Consider the following 24,878-nt stretch of genomic DNA (forward strand, 5'->3'; position numbering starts at 1 on the left):
CGCTCAAGACAAGAGGCGGCCTATATGGCGCCACCTGTCACAATCCCGTTCGGTAGGAGTTTTACTCTGACATTGGAATTCTTCGCTCAAGACAAGAGGGCCCGTAAGGCGCCACTTGTCGCAATCCCGTTAGGTAGAAGTTTTACTCCGACATTGGAATTCTTCGCTCAAGACAAGAGGCGGCCTCTAAGGCGCCACTTGTCGCAATCCCGTTCGGGAGGAGTTTTACTCTGACATTGGAATTCTTCGCTCAAGACAAGAAGCGGCCTCTAAGGCGCCACTTGTCGCAATCCCGTTCGGTAAAAGTTTTACTCCGACATTGGAATTCTTCGCTCAAGACAAGAGGCGGCCTTTAAGGCGCCACTTGTCGCAATCCCGTTCGGGAGGAGTTTTACTCTGACATTGGAATTCTTCGCTCAAGACAAGAGGCGGCCTCTAAGGCGCCGCTTGTCGCAATCCCGTTAGGTAAAAGTTTTACTCCGACATTGGAATTCTTCGCTCAAGACAAGAGGCGGCCTCTAAGGCGCCGCTTGTCGCAAACAGTTCGGTAGTAGTTTTACTCTGACAGTGGAATTCTTCGGACGAGACAAGAGGGCCCGTAAGGCGCCACTTGTCGCAATCCCGTTCGGTAGAAGTTTTACTCCGACATTGGAATTCTTCGCTCAAGACAAGAGGGCCCGTAAGGCGCCACTTGTCGCAATCCCGTTAGGTAGAAGTTTTACTCCGACATTGGAATTCTTCGCTCAAGACAAGAGGCGGCCTCTAAGGCGCCACTTGTCGCAATCCCGTTCGGGAGGAGTTTTACTCTGACATTGGAATTCTTCGCTCAAGACAAGAGGCGGCCCATAAGGCGCCGCTTGTCGCAATCCCGTTAGGTAGAAGTTTTACTTTGACATCGAAATCTTCGCTCAAAACAAGAGGCGGCCCATAAGGCGCCACTTGTCGCAAACAATCTTCGCTCAAGACAAGAGGCGGCCCATAAGGCGCCACTTGTCGCAAACAATTCGGTAGTAGTTTTACTTTGACATCGAAATCTTCGCTCAAGACAAGAGGCGGCCGCTAAGGCGCCACTTGTCGCAAACAATTCGGTAGTAGTTTTAATCTGTCATTGGAGTTCTTCGCTCAAGACAAGAGGCGGCCCAAAAGGCGCCACTTGTCGCAAACAGTTCGGTAGTGGTATTACTCTGACATTGGAGTTTTTCGCTCAAGTCAAAGGCCGACTTGTTATGATCCCCGAGTCAAGTTCCCGATAAATGATTATTCGAGAATTATCATTTTCTTCGTAGCTCTAAACGATCCGCCTTCAAAACTATAATACAAGACTCCACTGGCTTTGAGCTCTCTGCGATCGATCCAAACTTCGTTATATCCTTTAGCCCATTCTTTTTCGATCACTTTGATGGTGCGACCGGTGATATCCGTCACTTTGAAGGTGCCTCTACCCTGCTGAGCAAGATTGAGTCCAATCACGGTGCGGTTATCAAATGGATTGGGATAGTTTTGATACAACGCTGATTTTGTAGTGATCTCCTGTCCGTTTTGGCTGATAAACCTGATCGATAGATTGCCCAATTCCCCTTTGCCTTCATAGCTCTCCGCCAATGTCTTTTGTGAACTGACTCGAAGCACTTCTGACAAGCTGCCTGAACTCTGAGCAGTGAAGATTAAAGTGAATAATATATCCTTATCATCAAGATCTACGCTACGATTGGTATTCCAGCTCATGGTAGTCAATCCTTCGGATGCCCAACGGGTACCAAAGTTTTGATTGCTGAGTGAGAGTATGCCATCGTTTGATTTGACACCATCGAATCTCAAAGAACCATTCATCATAGTTCCCTGGAAACCTGATACGCCTTTGAAGTTTGGTGAAGTAAATGACACCTCTAACCGCTCTCCGGCTTTGAAGGTGCGATCTTTTACTTCTAAGATCAATCCTGAACCACTGCCACGGACTTCTGCGCCCATGAGGCTGTGGGCAGCAGCGGTGGCATTGACATCACCGATCTTGATACCGACGAAGTCGACTTTTGTGTCGCCTGACATATGATCGATCTGACCTTCTACCGGATAATTCCACGGATTGGCTATCTCTGTGAATACATAGGATCTTGGTACAAACTTCCAACTGGTATTGTTGGGCAATTTGTCATAGATGCCCAATATCAGTTTGCGCAGTTCGACCAGGTCGATCGCATTGACATCATGATTATTGTCCACATCGGCAGCTATCACTTTGTAGGCAGAAGAAAGTGACTCGGATCCCATGATATGTTTCTGGATCAGTACCAGGTCGAGCGTGCTGACACCGTTCATCGGATTATCATTTCGGCGAGCCTGGATGGTGTACTGGTCGTTCATCGGCATTGATGAGAATGAATAGGTTCCATCAGAAACCGTGTTCAGTGTTGCAGGACTAGTCATATGGGGTGACTGGACTGCTACAGTAGCAGACTCAACGCCTTCCTGTTCTTCGGTCTGAAGTTTACCGGTGAGGATAGCAACCATAGCGGTGGTATCCGGGCAGGCCCCATGTGGCAAGCCATTGGCTGCATCCGGATTGTCCTGCAACTGGAGAGTCACTTTACAGAAATCGTTATTGCCGGCTTTATCGGTCACATACACATCGACGACTGTCACATCGAGCTTCCCGTCGCGGATATCCGCACAGGTAAACTCTCTGCTGGTTTTCAATGTATCTGGCCCAAAGCTGAACTTCAGATCGGCTTTGGCAGTACAATTGTCCTCTGCACCGTGATCGAAGTCTTTGGCCCAAACGGTGATCCTACCGGTACTCGGCATAATCACGGTAGCTAGGCCATCGAGACAATATGGTGTTGGTTTTTTGCAATCTTTGATATCAAATCTGAAGCTGGAAGTATCTGCATTGCCACAATTGTCTATACCCACTACATGCACCACATGTCTGCCAGGCTGGCCTAATAAAAATACGAAGTCTTTGACATACTGTGTACCACCCTGATCTATGCTGGTTGGGTCAAATAGTCTTCCATTGTACACCGCATCAGTTGCGTTCAGGTCGATGAAATAACGGAATCTGATATCCGATGCGGCAGCACAATTGTCTGTTGCACTCAGCGGAATTACTACGCTTACCAAACAATTGTCACTGTATACACATACCGTGGTATCCCGGGTAGTCACTACCGGCGGAGTCTCGTCGATCACTTTGATGATCTGGATATAGGTCATGTACCCGTCATTATTATCTTTGATATTGCGGTACACACACGAACGGTTAGTACTATTGGCCCTCAATGAATCATTGACGATCACATCAGGATAGTGGTTGTGTTGGTTCGGATCATAGATACACCAGTCGATCAGTGTCCAGGTGCGGACAATCTTGTAACAGGCAGAATCCTCTACAGTGAATATTTCATCCGAATATCTCACCCCGATTTGTTCACACTCGTCATCCTTAATGATTGGAACTCCTGCGTGACCCGTATCGGTGCGATTTAATCCCGAACCATCGGGATCACAGGTCACTACTTTATCCTCAGGGAAGATCACTTCGAAATCACTGCGATGTTTGACGATGATCTTCTGAGTAGCGGTTACTGCATTTCCGCACTTGTCTTTGATCGTCCAACTGCGCTGGATCCAGCCTTCGCTACAACCATTGAGCGTACCATTATCCACTACGGTAAGCGTCGCATCATCCAAACGACAATTGTCCGTGATCGTAAACTCATTGGATTTTAATACATGATCGAGTGGTCGTTTTTTGTCGACCTTAACCAATGTCGAGAAATAATCCTTTGGGTTTACATGGCCTGCCTGATCGAACGAATCCAGGTACAACCAAGATCTGCAATAGATCGGAGCCCAACCTTTGTTCCATTCACATGCATCGGGATCGCTGTGATCCGCCGGATCGGTATGGATGCCTAAAAAGTCTGATCCTCCATAGTACCCATGTACCACTCCTTTGGAATCTTTTAATTGGAGAGGCCATTTATCAAAGCGTTCGCTGTGTTCGCAATTTGGGTAGCCGGCATAGTCAGGAGCTCCGTCGCAGTATATTGTGATATCTTCGAGATGATTGACTACTGGAGCCATTTTGTCATCAACTAATACCGTCACCATACAATCATTGTACAGTCTTTGAGAACAATATTTGCCTGGTGGAGTCTCTACTTTATGCACATTATCGCATTGTGCGATTAGATTGGGGAAATAGAAAGGCACCTGGCAATAGTCGTACTGCGCTGCCCCTATATATTTGGGTTCAAAGTAGCCCTTGGTATAATAACCTGCATAGCGCTCATCCAGTTTACTGATCGATGTAAGGCCTGGCCTGTAATTGCAAGATTTCGGCCCTTTAGAATCAAACCAATTGTAATTAAAATCCCCAAGGTGCAAATAAGTATTGTAACAGAACCATGCATGTGGGCTACATGGAAAAATATGCGGGTCAAACCTTGGTACACCACAAGCTTCGTACACTCTTAATACTACCTGATTCGTACCGCACTCATCAAAATGCACCGTATCGCTGAATACATAACAATTGATCCAATCTTCGATAAGCGCATCATAATTGTCTTTATCCTTCCAGAAGGCTTCTTTACCCACTTCTGTTTCCAGGGTAGTATTCCAATAATTTCTCCAATAGGTGATGCTGTCCATAGGAGCAGCTGCAAAGTGTAACACATTGCAGCAGTTGTCTCTTGATCCATTATCCAGATCTTTGGCGGCGATCGCTGACCAGCAAGTAGCCGGGTCAACGGTGGTTTGAGTCACTTCAACACAAATCGGGACATACTGACCGCAATCGTGCGGACTGGATGCTACCACACCTAATTCTTTATTGGTAGGCGCCGGTGCCGCTTTATCGTCGATGGCCAGATATTGTACACAAGTCTTTTCTGTCAAGGTACACCAGCCGAGGATCGTCCATTCGCGACGGATTTTTACTCCGGTACCACAGATGGCTAATGGCTTGTCGGTATAGGTCGCATTGATCTTACATATGCCGGACGCGGCCAGGTACACGCTGTGTCCGTCCACATTGGGCACTACCGGGATCGATGGATTGAGTACCCTGTCCTTGGTACCATCCTTAAACTCCCAGGTCGATTTTTGAAGGCTTAACAAGAACTCTGGTGTAAGTTTGTTTTTATCTATTGCGATTGGTACTTTCAATTCTTTTGGATGAATATATCCCCCCAGTTGATAGGAGATTGTGCACGGAAATTCAAAGTCCTCAGGGCAGTCTACACTGTCCAGGCTGGTCTTCCTGATATACAGAGTGCTGGTGCAGGTCTGGCTATTATTCCAGCGGTCACTGCCCCAGATGGTTCGTTCTACATAACCCAGGTAGGCAGAGTCGCAACCCCAGTCTACCCATCTGTCTCCAATCAACTTGACTTCGTCTCCACTGCAATCATTTATTGGTTCGGCCAGCAGAGGCAAGTCGTTGAACTCAAAACAGGAGACCGTGTCATTTCTGCAATTTAACCGTGGAGGGGCTTTGTCTTCAACGCAGATCTTGCCCCAGGTTTTATTATTGGTGGCTATTTCGCGAACACTATACACCATACAATAACCGACATGGCTGATGTCTACTTTATTGGGTGGATCATAGGTATTGGTACCATGAGGATAGATCAAACTTACTTCAAAGGCATTTCTACAGCCTTGTACATTTTGTAGCACATCGTCTGGGCCGATTACTTTCATACAGTTCTGATCCAGCGATACATTGAGCTGATCATTGCCCACTAACTTTTTGGGAAAAGTATCCAGAACCTCAACTATCTTATGGCATAAATCTATAGTATCACAATCATTGGTTAACCATAATTGCAGGTCATTTGCTCCCTTATCATCACAATCAAAAGGGATGCTCTCCGTATCAAGATATTCTGCTGAAACTCCATCATCCAAAACAATCAAATGATACCCATCCGGTATAGTATCCAATAATAATGAATCAACCGGTAAATCAGGTACATTGCCATCAATATCAACATATAAGGTATCTGTATTGCAATTTAACAACTTCTCATATGGACCAATATCGATAATGCCATTAACGATACGATTTAGTCCATCCAGATCTGTCCCGAAAGTGTTATAAGAATTGTTACCCATGTCAATGGCCGGAGACAAAAACATGACATGGAAATCACCATCTGTAGTTGGTGCGGCAGATGCCAAAGGCGCCATCATAAATAAAGGATCATCAAATTTTATATTTAAGAGAGTTGCATCATTGCTTACTCCACTTGGTAATATAGAGTTTGTGATAGTTGATTGTGAGGTTCCAGTATTTCTAATTATATACGGAGAGGAATTATTTACAAATATGCTATTAAAAACTTCAACTAAATTATCACCCATTCCATTTCCAGCTTCTCTATTGTCAATGGTTGCATCAAATGGACTCAGTGACGCAGATGAGTCAGCAGCAATCACTACGTTCGTTAATAAAACTCTTGAATTTGAAACAAAGTTATTTGTGTTTAATCTATTCGATCGATTCAGAACTGCGCTTGCGGTATTAGCTGCAAAATTTCCACTGATGATAGTATTATACACACTTAGATCAGCTGTATTATTTGCACTAACATTATTTTCACTTGCATTCATAAAACCACCCCCATTACTGGCAGAGGCATTTCCGGCTATGATGCTATTGTAAATGGACATTTTAGATAGCCTACCAAATACAGTAGCGACATTGGCAAGACCCGCACCTTGAAGCATAGAGTAATTTTCGTAAATATTTGAATTACGGATGATGATATCCACTGTATCTTGATTGGTAGAGGCACTATACCATCCTGCCCCTTGAGCATTGCTACCCGATGCTGCATTGGCATTGCCACCTGTGATATGAAAGCCATCTACCACTACACCTGTAACATTGATAGTAGTCACTACGTGAATGCTATTGCCTACGGTATCGCCATTCTGATCAATATCACCACAAAGAATTGTTTTGTTACATACCCAATTACGATCAGCCAATGCAGTATCTCCTGTAGCAGGATTAAACCCGCCCAACATGACAACAGAATCAGGGATATTAAAAGAAGTGTCTCTTCCGACGGAAGCCGGATAATATGTACCTTTAGCTACACAGATCGTATCTACAAAACAATCATTGAGCGCATCCTGGAGATTTGTAAATGCATTGGCCCAGGAGGAACCATCATTGAGGCCTGTCGCTGCCGAATCTACGTATACTTTGATATTATCAGGAAAATGACAATGGATCTGAACGGTGATCTCGTCGATTCGAGCTTGTGATATGAGAAAGCTATTTTCTATTCTAGCCTGAACTCTAACTGCAAAAGCAGGATCATTGACCATAGCCGGCGTCCATGATACTCCCCAATTGTCCCCACCATAACTAGCCCTTGCATCCACAATTGGCCAATTTAAAGAAGTATTCGCTTTGTTTTGGGCTTCAGTGCCGTTTGGTTGAACCAAAACAACTTTTACATCTGTGACGATATCACTAAATCCTAACGCTCCCAAAAATCCTTGACTACGATCGATTTCTACCGTGATGCTATCGATTACTGCTGTAGGACAGATACAAAATCCAAAATCTGATACCTCAAGACAATTCGTAGTATCAATACCACCTTGGATAGTAATAGTATTCGCATACACACTATTGTCAGAACTTAAATTAGCTGCTGTTACATTGCTCCAGGTAGTGGTTCCGGTAGGAGCACAGTCTCCATTACTACTTACGGTTGCAACAGAGGCGGGTGTCTGGGATTTTGGTGGTACCATATACGTGACAGCGAGCGTGATATGATCGATATTTGCAGTAACGGTCCCTGATGATCTATTTCTATTGTTTCGGACTCGAATACCGAAGGTGCTGGAGTTAATTTCTGCTGGAGTCCAGCCATAAGCCCATAAATCGGAACTACCTCCGTAGTTAACTATTGAATCAGCTAATGACCAGGTTATTGGATTAGCTTTATTTTGCGCTTCTGTTGGGGGCGTAAAAATAGGAACCTCCCCCCTGATCAAAGTAATCTTATTATCTGTAACGTTATTCGATGCATCTCTTCTATTTGCTGATCGTTCAATGGTTGCTGTGATACCTAATATAGTAGCACTCGTCGGTATATTAAACCCAAATTGAGTGATGTCAAGAGCGTCTGATACAAGCGGGCCTACTCCAAAAATTGGTACACTTAATCTAGAATTAGAGGCATAAGAATCATTACTTGTACTTGTATTGCCTGCCCCTGACCAATTGTCTCTTAACTCTAAAACAGTAATCAAGTTTGTAAAGGCACCCTGGCCACCGCCAGCATTGGTTACAGTAAAAGTATCATTTAATGGATTCTCTGTGGGAGAAAAAAATAAATCCTCCATAAACTGAGGAGATGGCTGGAAATTGGGCGAAGGGTCCTCATTATTCATATAAGACTCCGTTCGCGCTGATTCATGATCTTGTGAACCAATCAGCCTGGATGCTACAAAAGCAGCTCCTGTTAGACTTAATAAAATAAGTGTAGATTTTAAATTCATAAAGACAAGGGATTAATGGGGAAAACACCACCAGGTATAGCCAAAATATCAAATGGCTGTAGCATGTTGGTTCTGTTAAGGTTCATATTTTATAGCGTTAAACTTTGATAGTTAAACAATAAAATGAATGTAAAGAAAATAAATCTTTTTGAAATACCATAACCTAACTGACTCTTTTTTAATAATATATGCAATTAAATAATTATATATAAATATTCATTCAAACAAAATGATAATATTAAATAAATAACTAATGTGTAAATAATTGTATATGAATTATTAAGATATTTCCTGTTTTACGAGTATTGTCTTTATTGTGTTTTTGTGCAATAGCGTAAAAAATTCAGGATACAACCCACTTATACCTCGAAAGGGGTTTACAGGTTTGCAATACAAGCACTTCTGCTTCAATATAGTGAGAGATTAGACCTATGAACTAATCGTTGACTACATTAATAATTCCAATTTAAGTGTTTGCTAAAATAAAGTACAAACCATAAAGGTGACCTTGAAATTTGCCACCAATTAGCTATAAAAAATCTCCTTGTGTTTCACCATTTAGATCCAAAGACTTTCTGAACAGTAAAATCCCTTTTAATCAGCTTGGTATTGTCTCCAAACCAACCCCAATCACCTCCATCTCTATGACAGTCTCTATAATAAATCCGAGTCCCCCATTCTAATTTTCGGTCCCCTGCTTGATAAATTTCTGCATCAGCCATATTTGCATCAAATGAACAGGAAATCAAATACATCTGCGCTTCGCGGTGATACCTGCCCAGTTTAAATCCCGGATCGCCGGTAAATCTGCACTGGATCAGCACGGATTTGTCATCCGCTTTAGAGGATCCATCGTGCCAGATAGCTGCACTTTTGTTGTGACAGATAAATAGCGAGTTTTTGATGATGGCATTGCCTCGGGGACAATATAGGTCTACTCCACCTTCGATCACACAATGATCGAAATAATAGAGACCTCCATCTACATCCCAGGGGCTGACTGTATCACCTCCACCGGACCTGAAGATGCAATGTAAAAACTTGAGCCGCGTAGCACCAGGCATTGATCTTAATGCAAATTGGTGTCCATCCTTACGCACTATTTTTTTTCCATCGACTTCTCCGCTTTCCCTGGGCAGGTTGTAATTCTGAATAGTAGAAGTATTGGGCCTGCCTGATTCATTATCGCAATCAATGGAAATATCGCCGGAAACTTTGTAGCCATAATCATTGATGATGGTCAATTGCTCAAAGATCAGATCATGCGCACTGATATTGAGTGTAGCTGCTCCGAAATCATTGGGATTTTCGCACCGCCAAATATCCCTTGCCTGGGTATATTGAATAATCACTTTAGCGCCCTTTCCCCTTTCATTTTGAAATGGTGCCTGGTGCTGTCAATCCTGATTTTTTCATTGTATAGTCCTTTTTTGATCAGGATGGTTTGATATTTATTACCTGAAGGTGGGGCATGATCGATCGCATCCTGGATACTGGTATAATCACCACAGCCATCTTAAGCCACTTTGATAGTTCCAGCCAGGAAGGTACGCTGGTTACACAACAAAAAAAGAAAAATGAATTTATGGCCTTCATTATTTGACTTTTAACCACATGGATAAAGTCCTTGGCTGCCTGGAAAATTTTGATACTTTGTTGGTATGATTCTTCCATCCATGTATTCATTATACAACCAGGGGATCACCTACTACGAAGACCTTGCCTTTTCCATACGTGATTCATAGCTGCAAGGACATTTCCATCTTTTTTAGCACAGGCTTGGCTGGCCTGACAAAGCCAGCGTGACCAACTCTTTAATGTATACTTCCTTGTATATTCGAATATCTGGTTGCCTGGTTCATATGGATGATTTGTCCATATTCATACTCTTTGCCCGGTACCATATTTTTACTTTGCATAGTAAACTGAATATCAAAAGCATCTGCAAGATCATTGGCATGCACTAATTCACAATGTGCAGAATCATTGGTCATCAGTAACAAGGTTCCCCCCTTTTTGACCCATTTTTTGATCACTTGTACATCACTCGCTTCGATATAATGCGGTGACGCAGTTTCTCTTAGATCGTCCGGATCTACTATAATATACACATCAAGATCTTTTAAATTCTTATTGTCAGGCCTAGCCTGCACGGCGGTGAGTGCAGCTCCTGCATTTTTAAAGACCTCGCCAAACCAATAAAATCCAGAGTGCTGTTGATCTTCCCAGGTATAGTGAAACTGCTCCTGATCGCCATTTTGAGAAGTTCTGAATTCATGATTAAAATAATAATCCAGCCCTATTTTTTTCTTTTCACCTACCATTCTTTCATTCAGTAAGTCCATTTCCAAAGCAGCAAATATGAATGGCCCCACTCCTTTTAAATCATTTTTCCTAATCGGTTCACTCAGGTAATATTCGTATGATCCATCTCTATAGGGACTGCCGCCCAAACCACCCACGCTCACTGTTTTGTCCAAACTAAGGGTGCCATCTGCTTCCACCGACACAAATTGTTTGAGCAACCCGGCATAGGCCATTTTAGTCTGAGGCAGATACCGAGGGTCAAGATACCCCTTACGAATACCTTTGAGCAAAACATAGGTAAACATGGACGAGGCAGATGCTTCGAGATAATTTCCTTGTTTGCCGCCTAAGGCAATCATTTGAAACCAAACGCCTGATGCCGGATCCTGGTATTTGAGTAAGACAGGTGCCAGGCGCTTTAAATAGGTGATCAGCTTAGGTCTACCCGGATGATCTGATGGGATATAATCCAACACCTCCATTAAGGCCATAGCATACCATCCTATCGCTCTGCTCCAAAAATGAGGTGACAAGCCGGTGGTTTTATTTGCCCAGGCCTGATCCCTGTTTTCATCATATCCATGGTATATCAATCCTGTAGTCTTATCTACCATATGAGCCTCTACCTGGTCAAACTGACGCAGGATAATATCCCAATGCTCCGGATGATTGAATAAGAGACTATACTCCGCACTGAAAGGTTCAGCCATAAACAGACCATCCAGCCAGATTTGATTAGGATACCTTTTTTTATGCCAATAGCCTCCTGCTTGTGTCTTTGGTTGATTTTTCAGCTGCTGCCATAAGCCATCTGCTGCAAACTTATATTTCTCCCGATCCGGCAGGGATTGTTGGGACAACATGAGGAGGGATCGCCCCGTAGATATATTGTCCAGATTATAATCTTCGGCTTTATACGTTCGGATTGTACCGTCTTTAGATACATATCGATCGATATCACGCTTTATATAATTAAAATAGGTCGGATCCGCTGTAGCCCTCCACACTTTTTCAATAGCTTTCAACATCAGGCCCTGCTCATAATCCCAGGCTGCTGGCCTGTCTGCCTTGACAGGGATCGAATCGGGATACCAGTGCATAAAGGAATTGGCCATTTTGATTGCCATGGATTGCTGGGCAAGAACCGTTTGCAACAAAAAGCTACAAAAGGCTATCAACCCAATTCTTGAATAGTGCATGTGATTTCAGTTTTTAATAAAGTCTTCGCGGCAGGGATTAAATACATCGATCAGTACTCCGGATTCAAGACACTCAGCGCCATGTATAATATTTTTGGAGACCAGAAAGGCATCCCCTGCATGCAAGATAGATACTTCCTCTCCGATCTTTAGTTTAAAAACTCCAGTTTCTACATAACTAGCCTGTATATGCGGATGATGGTGTAAAGCCCCTACCCCGCCGGATTTGAAGGCAACTTTGACGAGCATGATATCGTCATTGTAGGCCATCACTTTACGATGTACTCCGCCACCGAGATCTTCCCATTCAATGGCAGCGTCTTTGATCATTGATTTAGACATAGTCTGATATTTGTATAAATAATATAATCTTTCATTGCTTTGGTAAGGATTTCATTTCCCTTTCAAAATTGCTTTTGGCCAATTACCCAGGTAAGCATAGCCCGTACGCCGCTCTATCTCGATTTCTGAAAGTTTGCTCCTGGCTACCCCATTTCTACCCATGAAGATGGGCTGATTGGTATCCAGGTCATAAAATCTGGCCCATAATGTATTACCGGGCTTTGCTATGACGAGCAGGTCTCTACCTCCTGGCGCATTTTTATCTTCTATGGTTTGCAGGCCTATGTCTGGAAGTCCCACTTTTTTAAACCAAGCGATGCCTGCTTCAATGGCACGGGTAATCGCCGGCGAAGGCTGTTGCAAAGATTCTAAAAATAAAATAATACCAACCGATTCTTTACCGCTCAATGATGCCGGCTCGAATGCGCGCGCGGACGCAGGAGCCAGGGTCAATGCATCATGTTGCGCACACCATACTGTCAGGGTATCATGCTGTCTGTATTGAGTCTTGAGTATGCAGTCAATGCCCCTGGCCAGGCTTTTTTCAGCAGCCGCTTTTAATTTGTTATCAGCCAGATCATACGGAGGTGTATTTTCTGCAAGTCCTTTCATAATCCACATGACAGCGATCATGGCTTCATCATTGTAGGTAATATGATGATGATATCCACTGGTATCCGGATATTTTTGAGGCCAGCCTCCGGCTGCATTTTGTGACTGGAGCAGATATTGGATACCGCTTTCTGCACTTGCCAGGTACTTTCGATTTCCGGTCAGTTTGACTTTAGAGAGCAGGTATTGGATTTCATAGGTGGTGGAATTGTCATCGATCGTAGCATCTAACCGGGATTTGTCCATATGCAGTTGAAGCAAAAAAGCAGTGTCCAGATCTTTTGTATAATCTGTAGGATCGCCTTTATACTGGGGCCAGCCTCCATTGTTCCTTTGGAATAGAAGCATTTTTTCGGCGATAGGATCAGTGACCAGCACCGCATAGGTACAAGAGAAGCAGGTCGTGACAAGCAGACAGAGTGCTGCTAGCGCAAGAGGGCGATAATAAACCTTCATAAGTCCTACCGTCAGCCTTAACATTTGATCACTCATTGATTTTCTTTGAATTATCCCTTCAAAGAAATAAAATATTTTTGGACAGGTGGCTAAAATACACAATTAAATCAATGGCATCGTTCCCGATAACGATTGCGTAAATAATCTATGGCAATTTGTTGGTTTTACGGAAATTGCGTTTGTAAAATTGTGTGATTCTCTCTTAAAAAATGTTGATTTTGTATTAGGTCCATTTTTTACAAGATTCATTTCACCAGCCATAGTTGCTACGGTGGAGAAGTTATGAATGCCAACATAATGGCATTCCCGATGCCTGGCAAAAACTCAAAGGGCTCGATCCATCCAAAGCAGAAGCCAATGGACATCAGCTTTCTACCGGTTATGAAAATCTGGAGGTCTATATTGATGACCTGGTCCACGAAATATTGCTTAAGCAAAAATGACTTCTTTTCTTTTGAGCATGAGATAAGCATCAGCCAGGCTATAACCGGGTCTGTCAAATTAATCCAAAATTCTAAATTGATTTAATGCTAGTCCTTACCTCTTAATCCAATAGACTTTATTCCTTGGCTTAGGTACAAGCAGGATGGTTTTATTCATCGGATTGGCATCCAGGTCAGTAAAAAATTTACTTTTATGTGCATAGGTCGCATGACAATCACCGCAACGCAACCCTAAGCTTCCAATTTTTTTCTCGAGATTTTGTGCAATACTGTTACTAATCAGTACTACTATCAGTGAAACCATCAACCAGGAATTAGCCCAAAAACTAATTGTAAACTGACCAGTCATAATAAGTTTGAATACGATCAATAATACTACGACTATCAATGCAATGAGTGTTGACTTAAAAGCCAAATCAGAGATTTTTTCTATTTTTTGAATCCTGGCTGCATCTTTCCCATGATTACCTGGCCGTAACCAGGTTTGTAAATTAAACGATCCACATTGATCACAATACATATAATGCCTGGTGTACTCCTCAGGTTCGATCTGTGGATCATTGTCACCTGTCATGGTGATTTCTTTGACGCTACCCATATACTATTAATGCATTTTGATTAAAAATAGTATCACAAGGTATAATTTTTGCTGGATTCTGATCATTGAGGCCAGGCAGTCTGGCCCGATTGATAGTGCATACAATTTAGTTTTTTCCTCTTTGAATATTGATCTCCTGACCTTCCACTACCAATCCTTCCTTACTCATAATCGTATAGCACTACTTTCTGAGTAGCGTATTGGGTAGTTGGTATATTGATATGCCTGCCCTGGTGGGTTTGATCACCATTGAGATGGCGCGAAGTCTTCCAAATATGATTCTCAAAAGTACCTTCATCCACTTTGAGCAGGCCAACATTGATCATGGGATCATGGTGTTTTTTAAACGTAATGACCACTCCGGTACCTGCGACATAAAACTCTTTAGGGCCGGTCTGAATGACAATGGCACCGGCGGACGGCCAGACATCCAGTCTACTGCCAGGCGTCCAGCTGAGCGTATAATCATGCTTGCAGGTAAAATCATATTCACCCATAGTAAAACTAACCTCAGGATTGCTTTTGCTTAGCAATATCCCTTCTTTTTGGTGGGTACCCAAGAGGTCCTGTATATGGTTGATGACTCCGTAGGCTTTAGCAAGTGACTCCGAATTTTCATTTTTAGATTCTATTGAGAATGGCGAAAACCCCAGCCCATCATAGTGACCAATCGAATATAATGCCTTGACGGGAGCAGTGGCATCAAACGCATGCTCCGGTATAAAAAGTGGATCACCCTGCCGGGTATAGGCATCGCACCATTGTTTGAAATCAGGATTGTAAAAATCCGGGCTCAGGAAATCCAAATCATGGCCTGCACCTTTCCAAATATCAAGCAGATGAGGCAACGGGCCTGCACTGGGATATTCGCCGGGCAAGCGACCTGGACGATTGAGTGCTGCATTGGCATACATTGGCAGAGGATAAATTCTTTTTCCAACGGCGGCTAACCGGTTGAGAAAACTTGAATATTGAAAGGCCATAAAGTACTCCTCGGTTTGTGGGCTTACACCAAATACTTCTATCCAGGTGCCTTTTAGCTTTTGTCCATTAGTCTGCCAGCTTGCAGCAAGCTCAGCTGGCAGTTCTTTTTGATGGGCAACCAGGTAATTCATGAGTACAGAAGGCACTGGTTTAATAAAGGCTGCTTGTGCGAGTGCCTGGTGATCACGGGCAGAAGGTAACATGCCGACTTCATTTTCGACTTGAACCATGATGACGGTGTGATCCTGGATGTCCACCTCTTTGACAAATGCCATCAGCGCTTCAAAAGCTTTGATGTCCGCTTGCAATACCGGCTCACTGAAGGCGCTTAAGATCTCCTGACTTATGCCTTGATCACTTTTCGCCCGAGGAAAACGGGCGGTATTGAGCTTGATCCAGGCTGGGACATGACTGCTCATGCTGTTTTTCCATACACCAAACCACAAGAACACCAGTTTGGGTCCACTTTTTCGGGCCTCGAGGATCAAATCCCGATAAAGTGAAAAATCGAACTGACCTTCAACTGGCTCTACCAATTCCCAGTACACCGGCATCAAGACTGTATTGAGGTTCATTGCTTTGAGCCGGGGCCAAACAGGCGCCATATTTTCCAGGCTAGTGGCAGTAGAATTGCCCAATTCTCCACCCAATATTAAGAAGGGTTTTGAATCAACGATCAACTGAGGTCTCCCCCGAACCACTGTAAGCCGGGGCAAAGATGGCTGGGCGATTAATGGACCGCAACACAATAGATATAGCATACCAAGACCCGTCTTACGTAAGATTATAGTCAGGATTTTTTTCGCCTCAAGGATCATTGACTATTATTTATTGTAATTCAGCATCTTAGAAGCCCAGGGAATAAAATATTTAAAATTAGGCGCATCAGTATGGCCTCCATCATGCTGTCGCCAGGCGAGCTGGCCTTCCAACATATCGGTGAGTGCAGGAGGCATTTGCTCTTTGAGATAATCATTGGTTACGCCGAGATCTTTAGCCCCTAATAATTTGAATACGGATCCAGCGGCTATGGTGGCCATATAACTGCCTTTTTGATCCAGCCATTTGGCATCTCCTTTCTCAGGAATACCATAGCTGACGAAGGTCAATCTCGGAGCGCACATTGCCAGCAGATCGTGAGCATCTACGGTTAGATCACATCCTGTCATCGCACCGAAAGAGGACTGGGCAGCGCCGTATTTCATATAATTACCACACATCCAGTAATTTTCACCTCCAGTGAGACTTTCGACAGCCTCTCCCCAGACCCTGCGATGCAGTGTAGTCCCTCCTTTGCCGGATGATCCTATCAAAGCCATAGCAAATCTTTGCTCAAAAGCCAGGGTCACCAGGGCAGCTTTACCATATCGGGATACTCCTTCGATCCCTACTTTTTTAGCATCGACGAGCGTGTCAGTCTCCAGGTAGTCAAGTCCACGGGCAGCACCCCAGGCCCAGGCGCGCAATGCTCCCCAGTCTTCTGGTTTTCTGGGCTGACCTTTATTTACCAATCCTATAATACCTCGGGTGATCCCTGCATGATTATCAGCCTGGATACTAGCAGGATCAATCGTGGCATACCCCCAGCCGGCAGCCAATAACTGCTCTGTGGGAGGAAGATCGCCTTCGGGAGCAGGTGCAAATGGATTTCGTCCGGGCAGTCGGGTGATCGGCATATAGGCGGGATATAACTCCAATATTTCTTTAATCGCCGGATCATATTCAGACATCATTTTTTTAAAAGATTGGTTGAGGATCTCCATATGTTCCGGGCTTGGCTGTGCAGGAGCAGGAAAAGAAGGTCTGCCAAACATCATGAGGACAGGCACCGGACCTTTGACATTAGTCGGCACGACCAACATCATATTGATATCTACATTGATAAGCGGGTAGGCACTGTTATCGACATGGCCCACCAATTGTTTTGCTAATACAGGCACTCTGCCTACAAACTCCCGATCGGTGATTTTGGCTGTCCAGGTCACAGCAGGGATATTACCAGGTAGTCGGCCATACAATTCACGTTCTACATCGGCTACTATGTCTGGTCTGCGCTGATGCCACCATTGAGTAGCGGTCGTGATTTTAGTACCATTTTTGGCAACGAGGAGCGCTGGCAATTCGGGGCAAGGATTGGCCAGGGATTCGTCATAATTGGCATGATTGGGGGCCGATTCATTTCCACTGGGCCCTGGTCTTAGTACCTTGATGCCTAATTGATCCATCATATTTTGATGGTCCTGCTCATTGGTAAAAGTGACTGGTTTGGGATATTCTGATTGCCCCAGCCCCGTGCAGCACCAGGCGACCATGATCAGTAGAAGAACTTTTATTTTCATTATCAAACTTTTATTTTCGATATTTTTTTGCTTTGGAATGAGTATAGAACTAACCCACCTTATGATGAAATAGAACCGAAAGACATCAGGTCATTAATTTTTTTGAGTTTGCACATCAATCGCAATTTCAAAACATGAAGCAGGTATCCCTGTTTCATTGGTGAGGTTAGCACCAACCGGATTATTTGCCCAGGCATATCGAAGGTAAAGTGGATTGGGTACCCTGGCAGCATGTACGACTACCTGATCACCGCGTATGACAGCCTCCGCCCAGGTATATTTTTTATTAGCCCCAGCTATTGCAAAATACTTTAGTGGTAAGCCATCTGCAGATCTCAATCCTGTTCCGATGTGATCAAAACTCAATATGACTTTATCCCCTTCAAGGTTGTAAGTTGAATAGGAAGGACCCGAATAGTTGAGCTCATGCTCACCATAAGCCAGATTTCTTGCTGCCAGGGCCAATCGTGAACCCACATCCTGTTTATTCAGTGGGTGGATATCATTCCATTCACCCAGGTCAGTGATGACTGCGAGGCCGGCATGAGGTAGCCTGGACGCCTTGAATTGAGCATAACGCAAAGCAGCCCAACTGCTTTCAGTTGGCAGCAGATCCTGATCCATAAAATTGGCGAGTTGTACCGTTAAAAACGGAAGATCTGGTTTTCCAAATAACCGCCTGTAATTCTCAATCAGTGCTTCCATATAAGACTCATATGGTCCAGGGTTGCCTGTATTGGATTCTCCCTGGTACCAAAGCACCCCTTTGACAGAAGTCTGAGCAACGACCGGGGCAGTCATCGCATTATATAGCGCAGCAGGCTGATTTTGAGCTGAAAAACCAGGAAAAAAAGGAGCTGGTTCGTATACCTGGCCGATTTTATATTGCCAGGTTCCTTTAAGATCGATGACCTGATCATTAGCTGTCATATAATATGGTTTGTCCGGAACAAAACCACCCTTGCCTCCTGTGTTCACCACCCGGATGACTAAGATATTTTTTCCGGGATGCAGCAGGCCTTTGGCGATAGTATACCTGCGGGGTGGATATTGGTAGGTCACATTCCCTACCTGAGTACCATTGACATAAAACTGATCCGCATCGACGATTCTGCCCATGTACAATTTGACTTCCTGATCACTCATGCTTGTAGGAACATCTATTTCCCGGCGATACCACACCACCCCATCCAGGTCTCGAAGTCCCTGGTCTTCCCAAAAGCCGGGAATATTGATATTGGCCCACCCAACCGGATTGTAATCTATCGCAGACCATTTAGGAGTTTGGAGCAGACCCTGGTCCTCCATAGTTCTGTTCACAGCATGCTTCCGATTTTCACTCATTCGGACGGCTATATAACTGGTGTCTTTGTTGGTCCCGATAGTTTTTAAGATCGAATCAAAATCTTTGAACCCTCCCTCACTGATCCAGGCTTCTATCGGGGTGCCCCCTACACTCGAATTTATGATACCGATAGGGACCTTATACTTCGTATAGATGTCACGGGCAAAAAAATAAGTCACTGCACCAAATGCCAATACCGTCTCCGGGCTGGCAGGGATCCATTGGCCATCCGGCAAATCCTGCCTGGGGCCTGTAAGATCTGTCATGGTTTTGATAAAAAAATTTCTGATATTAGGATTATTGGCTTCAGATATATCTGCGCTATATTTTTCTTTGACCCGCTCCATAGGCAATACCATATTGGATTGCCCGGTGCAGAGCCAGACATCCCCAAAAAGCACATCATGGATGATTATTTCATTATTGCTTTTCACCTTGAGTTCATATGGTCCTCCTGCCGCATGAGGCGGGAGGTCAAGCTTCCAGGACCCTTGCTGATCCGCTTTGATTTTATAAGTCTTCTGATCTATAGAAATTTGGATTTTTTCTTTGGCAGCAGCATGGCCCCATAAATGCAGGGTATCCTCTCTCTGCAAAACCATATGATCACTGATCAGCCGGGGCAGTGAAACATCCGCAAATGCAACAGATGCAAAAAATACGAAGGCAAAAAAAGAGTACTTCATGATCACAAGTAAGGTTTTAAAGTAAACAAATATTGCAATTATAGTTTAGACTCTCAAGATTTGTTACAAGGATCTGATGGTGAAAGCAGCTTGTAAAGAAAAAATCGGATTAGAACTTTCATCCCACGAGGTGACCCTAAAAAGAGTACTTCATAATCACAAGAAAGGTTTTAAAGTAAACAAATATTGTAATTATAGTTTAGACTCTCAAGATTTGTTACAAGGATCTGATGGTGAAAGCAGCTTGTAAAGAAAAAATCGGATTGGAACTTTCATCCCACGAGGTGACCCTTTCAGTGGCTTTAGTCATTTGCCTGCATTTGCCTCAAATTTAAAAGGCAAAACGAAACACCAGGAAAAAAAGCAACTACTTCGAATCAGAGGGGAGTTATATTTAGAACATTAGCTACTACCTCATTCGCTCCTCAGGCATTTTACAGGATTCATCCAGGCAGTTTTAAGGGTTTTGCCTGCGATCGATAAAAGTACCAGGATCATAACAACCAAAACAGGTAGGGCAAATAGCCACCAGGAAATTTCAATTCTGTTTGCAAAATCATTCAGCCAGGTTTTAATGATAAAATAAGTAACCGGGATACCGATCACCATGGATGTCAAAACAGTCTTAATAAAATCTTTGGACAGCGTAATCAACAAATTGCTGGTACTGGCTCCAATTACTTTTCGGATTCCGATTTCTTTTGTACGTTTAGCTACGCTAAAAGAAGCGAGCCCAAACAGACCCAGGCATGCAATCAAGATGGCAAAAACAGTCAGTATGCCAAAGACTTTTTGAAATCTTTCATCCGCTTTAAATTGTTTGTCGTATTCTGCGTTTTGAAAAAAATAATTAAACGAGGCTCCCCGGAAATTATTTTTGTAAATGGTTTCTATGGCAGCCAACTGGTCTTTAGGATTTCCACCTGAGAATTTAATACTTCCATTTTCCTCAAATGCTTTATCGTAATATCTATGAATAATTGGTATCTGAGCATACTTGGCAGATTCCTGATAATAATTTTTTATTACTCCCCGAATGGTCCACTTATCTCCCCAAAAACTAAGTTCCTTTCCAATGGCTGCTTTTGCATCCTGCAAGCCCCATAATCGAATGGCTTCTTCATTGACTACTAATTCATGGGTATCATTATTGGTACCGGGTATAAAATTTTCGCCTGCGATCACCTGAAGTCCCATCGAAGGAATATATGCTGCATCGATGGCGTTAAAATAAAAATTATAATTATGAGGGTCGGTGTTGCCTGATAAATTCACTCCGGTAGTCGTACTAAACTGACTGGTTGATTGCCCCGGAACAGCAGTGGACAATGAAAATGAATGCACATTGGGAATCGCCAATACTTCATTTTTAAATTGCTGGAAATTTTCCTGATATTTTCTTTCTACAGGTGCTTTGACTACCAGGATTTGATTTACATCCACTCCCAGGTCGAAAGCCCGCATATAAGCTAATTGTTGATTGACTGTAAAAGTTTGAACCAATAATACGATCGTTACAGTAAACTGAAAAACCACTAAACCTTTGCGCAAAGATGCCCCTTTGAGAGAACGTGAAAAATTTCCTTTCAAAACAGTGACAGGCTCAAAAGAAGACAAGACTATGGCTGGGTAGATCCCCGAAAAAAGAACACTTACCACTAAAAAGCCCAATAGAATCAACCAGAAAAAAGGGTCATTAAACATACCAAAATCAGCCTGCAATCCGGCGATTGATAAAAAAGCCGTTTTGGCTAAAACAATTATGTTGAGGGCCAGGATTCCTGCAAATACATTGATCAATATTGTTTCAGTCATAAATTGCCATCTTAATTGACCCGGAGTAGATCCTACTACTTTTCTTAAGCCTACCTCTTTCGCTCTATCCAGTGCTTTGGAAGTGGCCAGGTTGATGTAGTTCACAAAGGCACTGACAATGACCAAAATAGCAACGCCAAGCAGAAAAAAAACAACGGTAGCACTGCCATTGGGTTCTACCTCAAAAATCTTATGCGAATACAAGTGAATGTCACCTATTTTCTGGGCAGCCAATTTTTCATTTTTCAGCTTTTTGGAATCCAGCAGCCGCTTATTGAAATTATCCAATGAGTTTAAAAAACTATTATACTGTGCACCATCAGCCAACTGAATATAAGTCAGTGTATTGTTGCCATCCCAATTATCTTCAAATTCACCATTGATGACCGGCTCCGCATACATACTGCTAAAGGAAAATATCATATCAAATTTAAGGTGTGTATTATGTGGGCTATCAGCAGCCACGCCGACTATTTTAAAGAGGTTTTTATTGTTGCCATTAGGCATCTCGATAGTTTTGCCTAATACATCCTTGCTGTTAAATAATCGCTTGGCGATGGTCTCCGTGATCACCGTTTCTCCAGGATGCTTAAAAATATCTTGGGTGCTGCCACTGATTAAATGATAGGAGAATATGGAAAAGAAGGAAGAATCGACTGCAAATACTTTTTCCAGCACATATTGTTGTTGATCCACTTGCACGGTCAAATTAGGCTCGCCAATAGGGTAAGCGCGAGTAAAATTTATGACTTCAGGCATTTCTCTTAAGATAAGCGGTCCAATAGGTGGATTGGTTTCACAGTCTTGTTCTGACACGGATTGGCCATCCATATAATCGGTCGTCAACCGGACGATCTTGTCAGCATTATGATGCATATTTTCATAGGATAATTCAAATCTGACATATTGTATGATGAGCAAAGTGATGGCCAGTCCAGACGACAAACCGAGTAAATTGATCACAGTAAACGTGCCGTTTTTGGTGAAAGTTCTCAAAGCCAGGAGCAGATAATTTTTGAACATGTTTTATTATAATTTCTATACTGGTGTCAGTTTAACAAGGATATTTCATCTTTCGAATGATTCGTAAAATGACTATACTGGATCAAATGCATAGGGGATGCCAAAAGCGTATATCCTTGATAATTAATATTTTAAGTATTTCGACCTGGTAATTGCTGTTCGATAACGAACATCGTTGTATCATTATAGATCGATAGTGGTCTATTCCATTTAGGTTACACCCGCTTTCTTTAAATCACCGGGTTGCTGGAAGCTCTGATATTCAATTGTATCGGCAACTCCTTTTTGTGAAACAATCCACTTTTGTCGGTGCCATCCAATATATCAAGCAGGATCTTAGCAGCATGCCGCCCCAGGGCTTCTGCAGGTTGTGTCACTGTGGTCAGGGGCGGATTCAACAAATGGGCTACATTGATGTTGGTAAATCCAACGAAAGCTATTTCTTCAGGAATTTTTATTTTCAAATCGACTACGGCAGCATAACAACTCAACGCAAGGCGGTCACTGGCAGAAAACAACGCATCCGGTTTTTCCTTTTTAATCAGTTCGATGATGATGCGTTTAATCGTGTTGGTATCGAATTCACAATATTTGACCAGGTTTTCGTCAAACGGTATATGGTATTTTTCCAAAGCTGCCCGGTAGCCCGCCAAGCGTTCTTTGGTGATGGATAGTACGGGTGGGCTCGTGATATGGGCTATCATGGCGGCCTGAGAGGATTAAATGTTCAATAGTTTCAAAAGCTCCGCGAAAATTGTCTGCCACGATTTTGTTGGCATCAAAGGTATTCGGCACTCGATCAAAGTACACGATGGGGAATCCATCTTTCTGCAATTCTTTCAACATACTTAGTTCACTGGCATTGCCGGATAAGGATAAGATGACTCCATCCAGTTTTCTGCTCAAAGCATGTCTAAGGCAGTCCACTTCTTTTTCATGTGACTCATGCGTCTGAAGGATCATCACATGGTATCCTCTTTCCTGCGCGATCTCTTCGATGCCATTGATCGCATTGGAAAAAAATTATTGGCTATTTCAGTGACAGTCACCCCAATGGCACGACTTTTATTTTCTTTTAAACTTAAGGCAATAGGATTGGGCTGGTAATTCACTTCACCAGCGTAATCCAGCACCCGTTTTTTAGTATCTATGCTAATCTCATGGCTACCTCGTAAAGCCCAGGATACCGTAGAGCTCGACAGTCCCAATATTTTTGCAATATCTTTTATAGTTACATTTTGCTCCTCAATAGCTCAGTTAAGGATGAGATAGGCTGGTAAATATAGTACCAATAAAAAAAAATTCTTTGAAAATATGCTTTGGGATCGTTCCCGATATCGATTGCATAAAAAAACAAGCCTTTTATTGTCAAGCTTTCTGGAAGGATTGCTTATTCTTGTAACCCTTCTTGGTGCGTAGTACCTTTGACTGTAAATTATGATTAATATAGACCTATCCCATAAACTAGCACTGGTGACCGGATGCAATAGAGGAATAGGCATGTCGATGGCTATTGGTTTGGCTGAGGCAGGAGCTGATATCATTGGGGTATCTGCCCGACTGGACCTGCAGGACAGCTTGATAGCCTTAGAAATCAAGGCTTTGGGCAGAAAATTTTATCCTTATCAAGCAGATTTTACACTGCGTACTTCGCTGTATTCATTCATCCACCAGTGTAAATCAGATCATCCCGTTATCGACATTTTGGTCAATAATGCGGGTACCATCCTGCGAAAGCCTTCGGCTGAACATCGGGATGACTATTGGGACCAGGTGATAGAAGTCAACCTGAATGCTCAATTTGTCCTTGCAAGGGAGATCGGCTCGGATATGATAGCCAGGGGAAAAGGGAAGATCATATTTACAGCTTCCTTACTGACTTTTCAAGGGGGCATCAATGTCCACGGGGTGGGCGCCGGGGGGGGGGGGGGGGGGGGTTTGGAAAAGGGGCCCCCGGGGGGGGGGGGGGGGGGGGGGGAGAAGACCGGGGGGTTGGCCCGGGGGTTGGGGGGGGGGGGCCCCCCGGGGGGGGGGGGGGGGGGGGGGGGGGGGGGGGGGCCCGGGCGGGGGGGGGGGGGGGGTGGGGGGGGGGGGGGGGGCCGGGGGGGGGGGGGGGGGGGGGGGGCTTCTGAGCTCTCCAGTTATGTCCACGGCACAATACTTACCGTCGATGGCGGATGGATGGGAAGATAAATAA

General features: G+C 43.6%; 11 protein-coding genes and 3 pseudogenes. 2 read left to right on the top strand and 12 right to left on the bottom strand.

Annotated elements, in window-relative coordinates:
- Positions 1-1,257: 1,257 nt before the first annotated feature.
- From IPJ09_07110 to pelA, 6 genes and pseudogenes are all read right to left on the bottom strand, one after another.
- Positions 1,258-8,532, bottom strand: a complete 7,275-nt coding sequence (locus tag IPJ09_07110) for a T9SS type A sorting domain-containing protein (protein ID MBK7371198.1) — start codon at positions 8,530-8,532, stop codon at positions 1,258-1,260.
- Between the two features lie 551 nt (positions 8,533-9,083).
- The gene (locus IPJ09_07115) at positions 9,084-9,884 is read right to left on the bottom strand and encodes a pectinesterase (protein ID MBK7371199.1); all 801 of its coding nucleotides are present in this window, start codon (positions 9,882-9,884) and stop codon (positions 9,084-9,086) included.
- Positions 9,881-10,024, bottom strand: a complete 144-nt coding sequence (locus IPJ09_07120; protein ID MBK7371200.1) for a hypothetical protein — start codon at positions 10,022-10,024, stop codon at positions 9,881-9,883. Before IPJ09_07120 ends, IPJ09_07115 begins: the two co-directional genes overlap by 4 nt.
- Before the next feature lie 114 nt (positions 10,025-10,138).
- Positions 10,139-12,038, bottom strand: a pseudogene (locus IPJ09_07125) (glycoside hydrolase family 88 protein).
- Positions 12,039-12,044: 6 nt separating this feature from the next.
- Positions 12,045-12,380, bottom strand: coding sequence for a cupin domain-containing protein (locus tag IPJ09_07130; GenBank protein MBK7371201.1), 336 nt, complete (start codon positions 12,378-12,380; stop codon positions 12,045-12,047).
- A 51-nt stretch (positions 12,381-12,431) separates the two neighbouring features.
- On the bottom strand, positions 12,432-13,448 hold the full coding sequence (gene pelA / locus IPJ09_07135) for a pectate lyase (protein MBK7371202.1): 1,017 nt from the start codon (positions 13,446-13,448) through the stop codon (positions 12,432-12,434).
- Positions 13,449-13,711: 263 nt separating this feature from the next.
- Here pelA and IPJ09_07140 point away from each other — a divergent pair, with 263 nt between their 5' ends.
- Positions 13,712-13,891 (top strand): hypothetical protein, encoded by a 180-nt coding sequence (locus tag IPJ09_07140; GenBank protein ID MBK7371203.1) that lies wholly within the window; start codon positions 13,712-13,714, stop codon positions 13,889-13,891.
- 94 nt (positions 13,892-13,985) lie between these two features.
- On the opposite strand, the gene IPJ09_07145 is transcribed toward IPJ09_07140, so the two are convergent.
- From IPJ09_07145 to IPJ09_07170, 6 genes and pseudogenes are all read right to left on the bottom strand, one after another.
- Entirely contained in the window at positions 13,986-14,489 is a 504-nt protein-coding gene (locus tag IPJ09_07145) for a hypothetical protein (GenBank protein ID MBK7371204.1), read from the bottom strand.
- Positions 14,490-14,650: 161 nt separating this feature from the next.
- Positions 14,651-16,291, bottom strand: coding sequence for a DUF5597 domain-containing protein (locus tag IPJ09_07150; GenBank protein ID MBK7371205.1), 1,641 nt, complete (start codon positions 16,289-16,291; stop codon positions 14,651-14,653).
- A gap of 6 nt (positions 16,292-16,297) precedes the next feature.
- Positions 16,298-17,752, bottom strand: a pseudogene (locus tag IPJ09_07155) (acetylxylan esterase).
- A 153-nt stretch (positions 17,753-17,905) separates the two neighbouring features.
- Positions 17,906-19,843 (bottom strand): sialate O-acetylesterase, encoded by a 1,938-nt coding sequence (locus tag IPJ09_07160; protein MBK7371206.1) that lies wholly within the window; start codon positions 19,841-19,843, stop codon positions 17,906-17,908.
- Between the two features lie 414 nt (positions 19,844-20,257).
- The gene (locus tag IPJ09_07165; protein MBK7371207.1) at positions 20,258-22,681 is read right to left on the bottom strand and encodes an ABC transporter permease; all 2,424 of its coding nucleotides are present in this window, start codon (positions 22,679-22,681) and stop codon (positions 20,258-20,260) included.
- Between the two features lie 230 nt (positions 22,682-22,911).
- Positions 22,912-23,931, bottom strand: a pseudogene (locus tag IPJ09_07170) (LacI family DNA-binding transcriptional regulator).
- A 187-nt stretch (positions 23,932-24,118) separates the two neighbouring features.
- Here IPJ09_07170 and IPJ09_07175 point away from each other — a divergent pair.
- Positions 24,119-24,874: an SDR family NAD(P)-dependent oxidoreductase gene (locus IPJ09_07175; protein ID MBK7371208.1), complete on the top strand. Its 756-nt coding sequence runs from the start codon at positions 24,119-24,121 to the stop codon at positions 24,872-24,874.
- Positions 24,875-24,878: the final 4 nt, after the last annotated feature.

It is taken from the genome of Saprospiraceae bacterium (assembly GCA_016709995.1).
Lineage (GTDB): Bacteria > Bacteroidota > Bacteroidia > Chitinophagales > Saprospiraceae > JADJLQ01.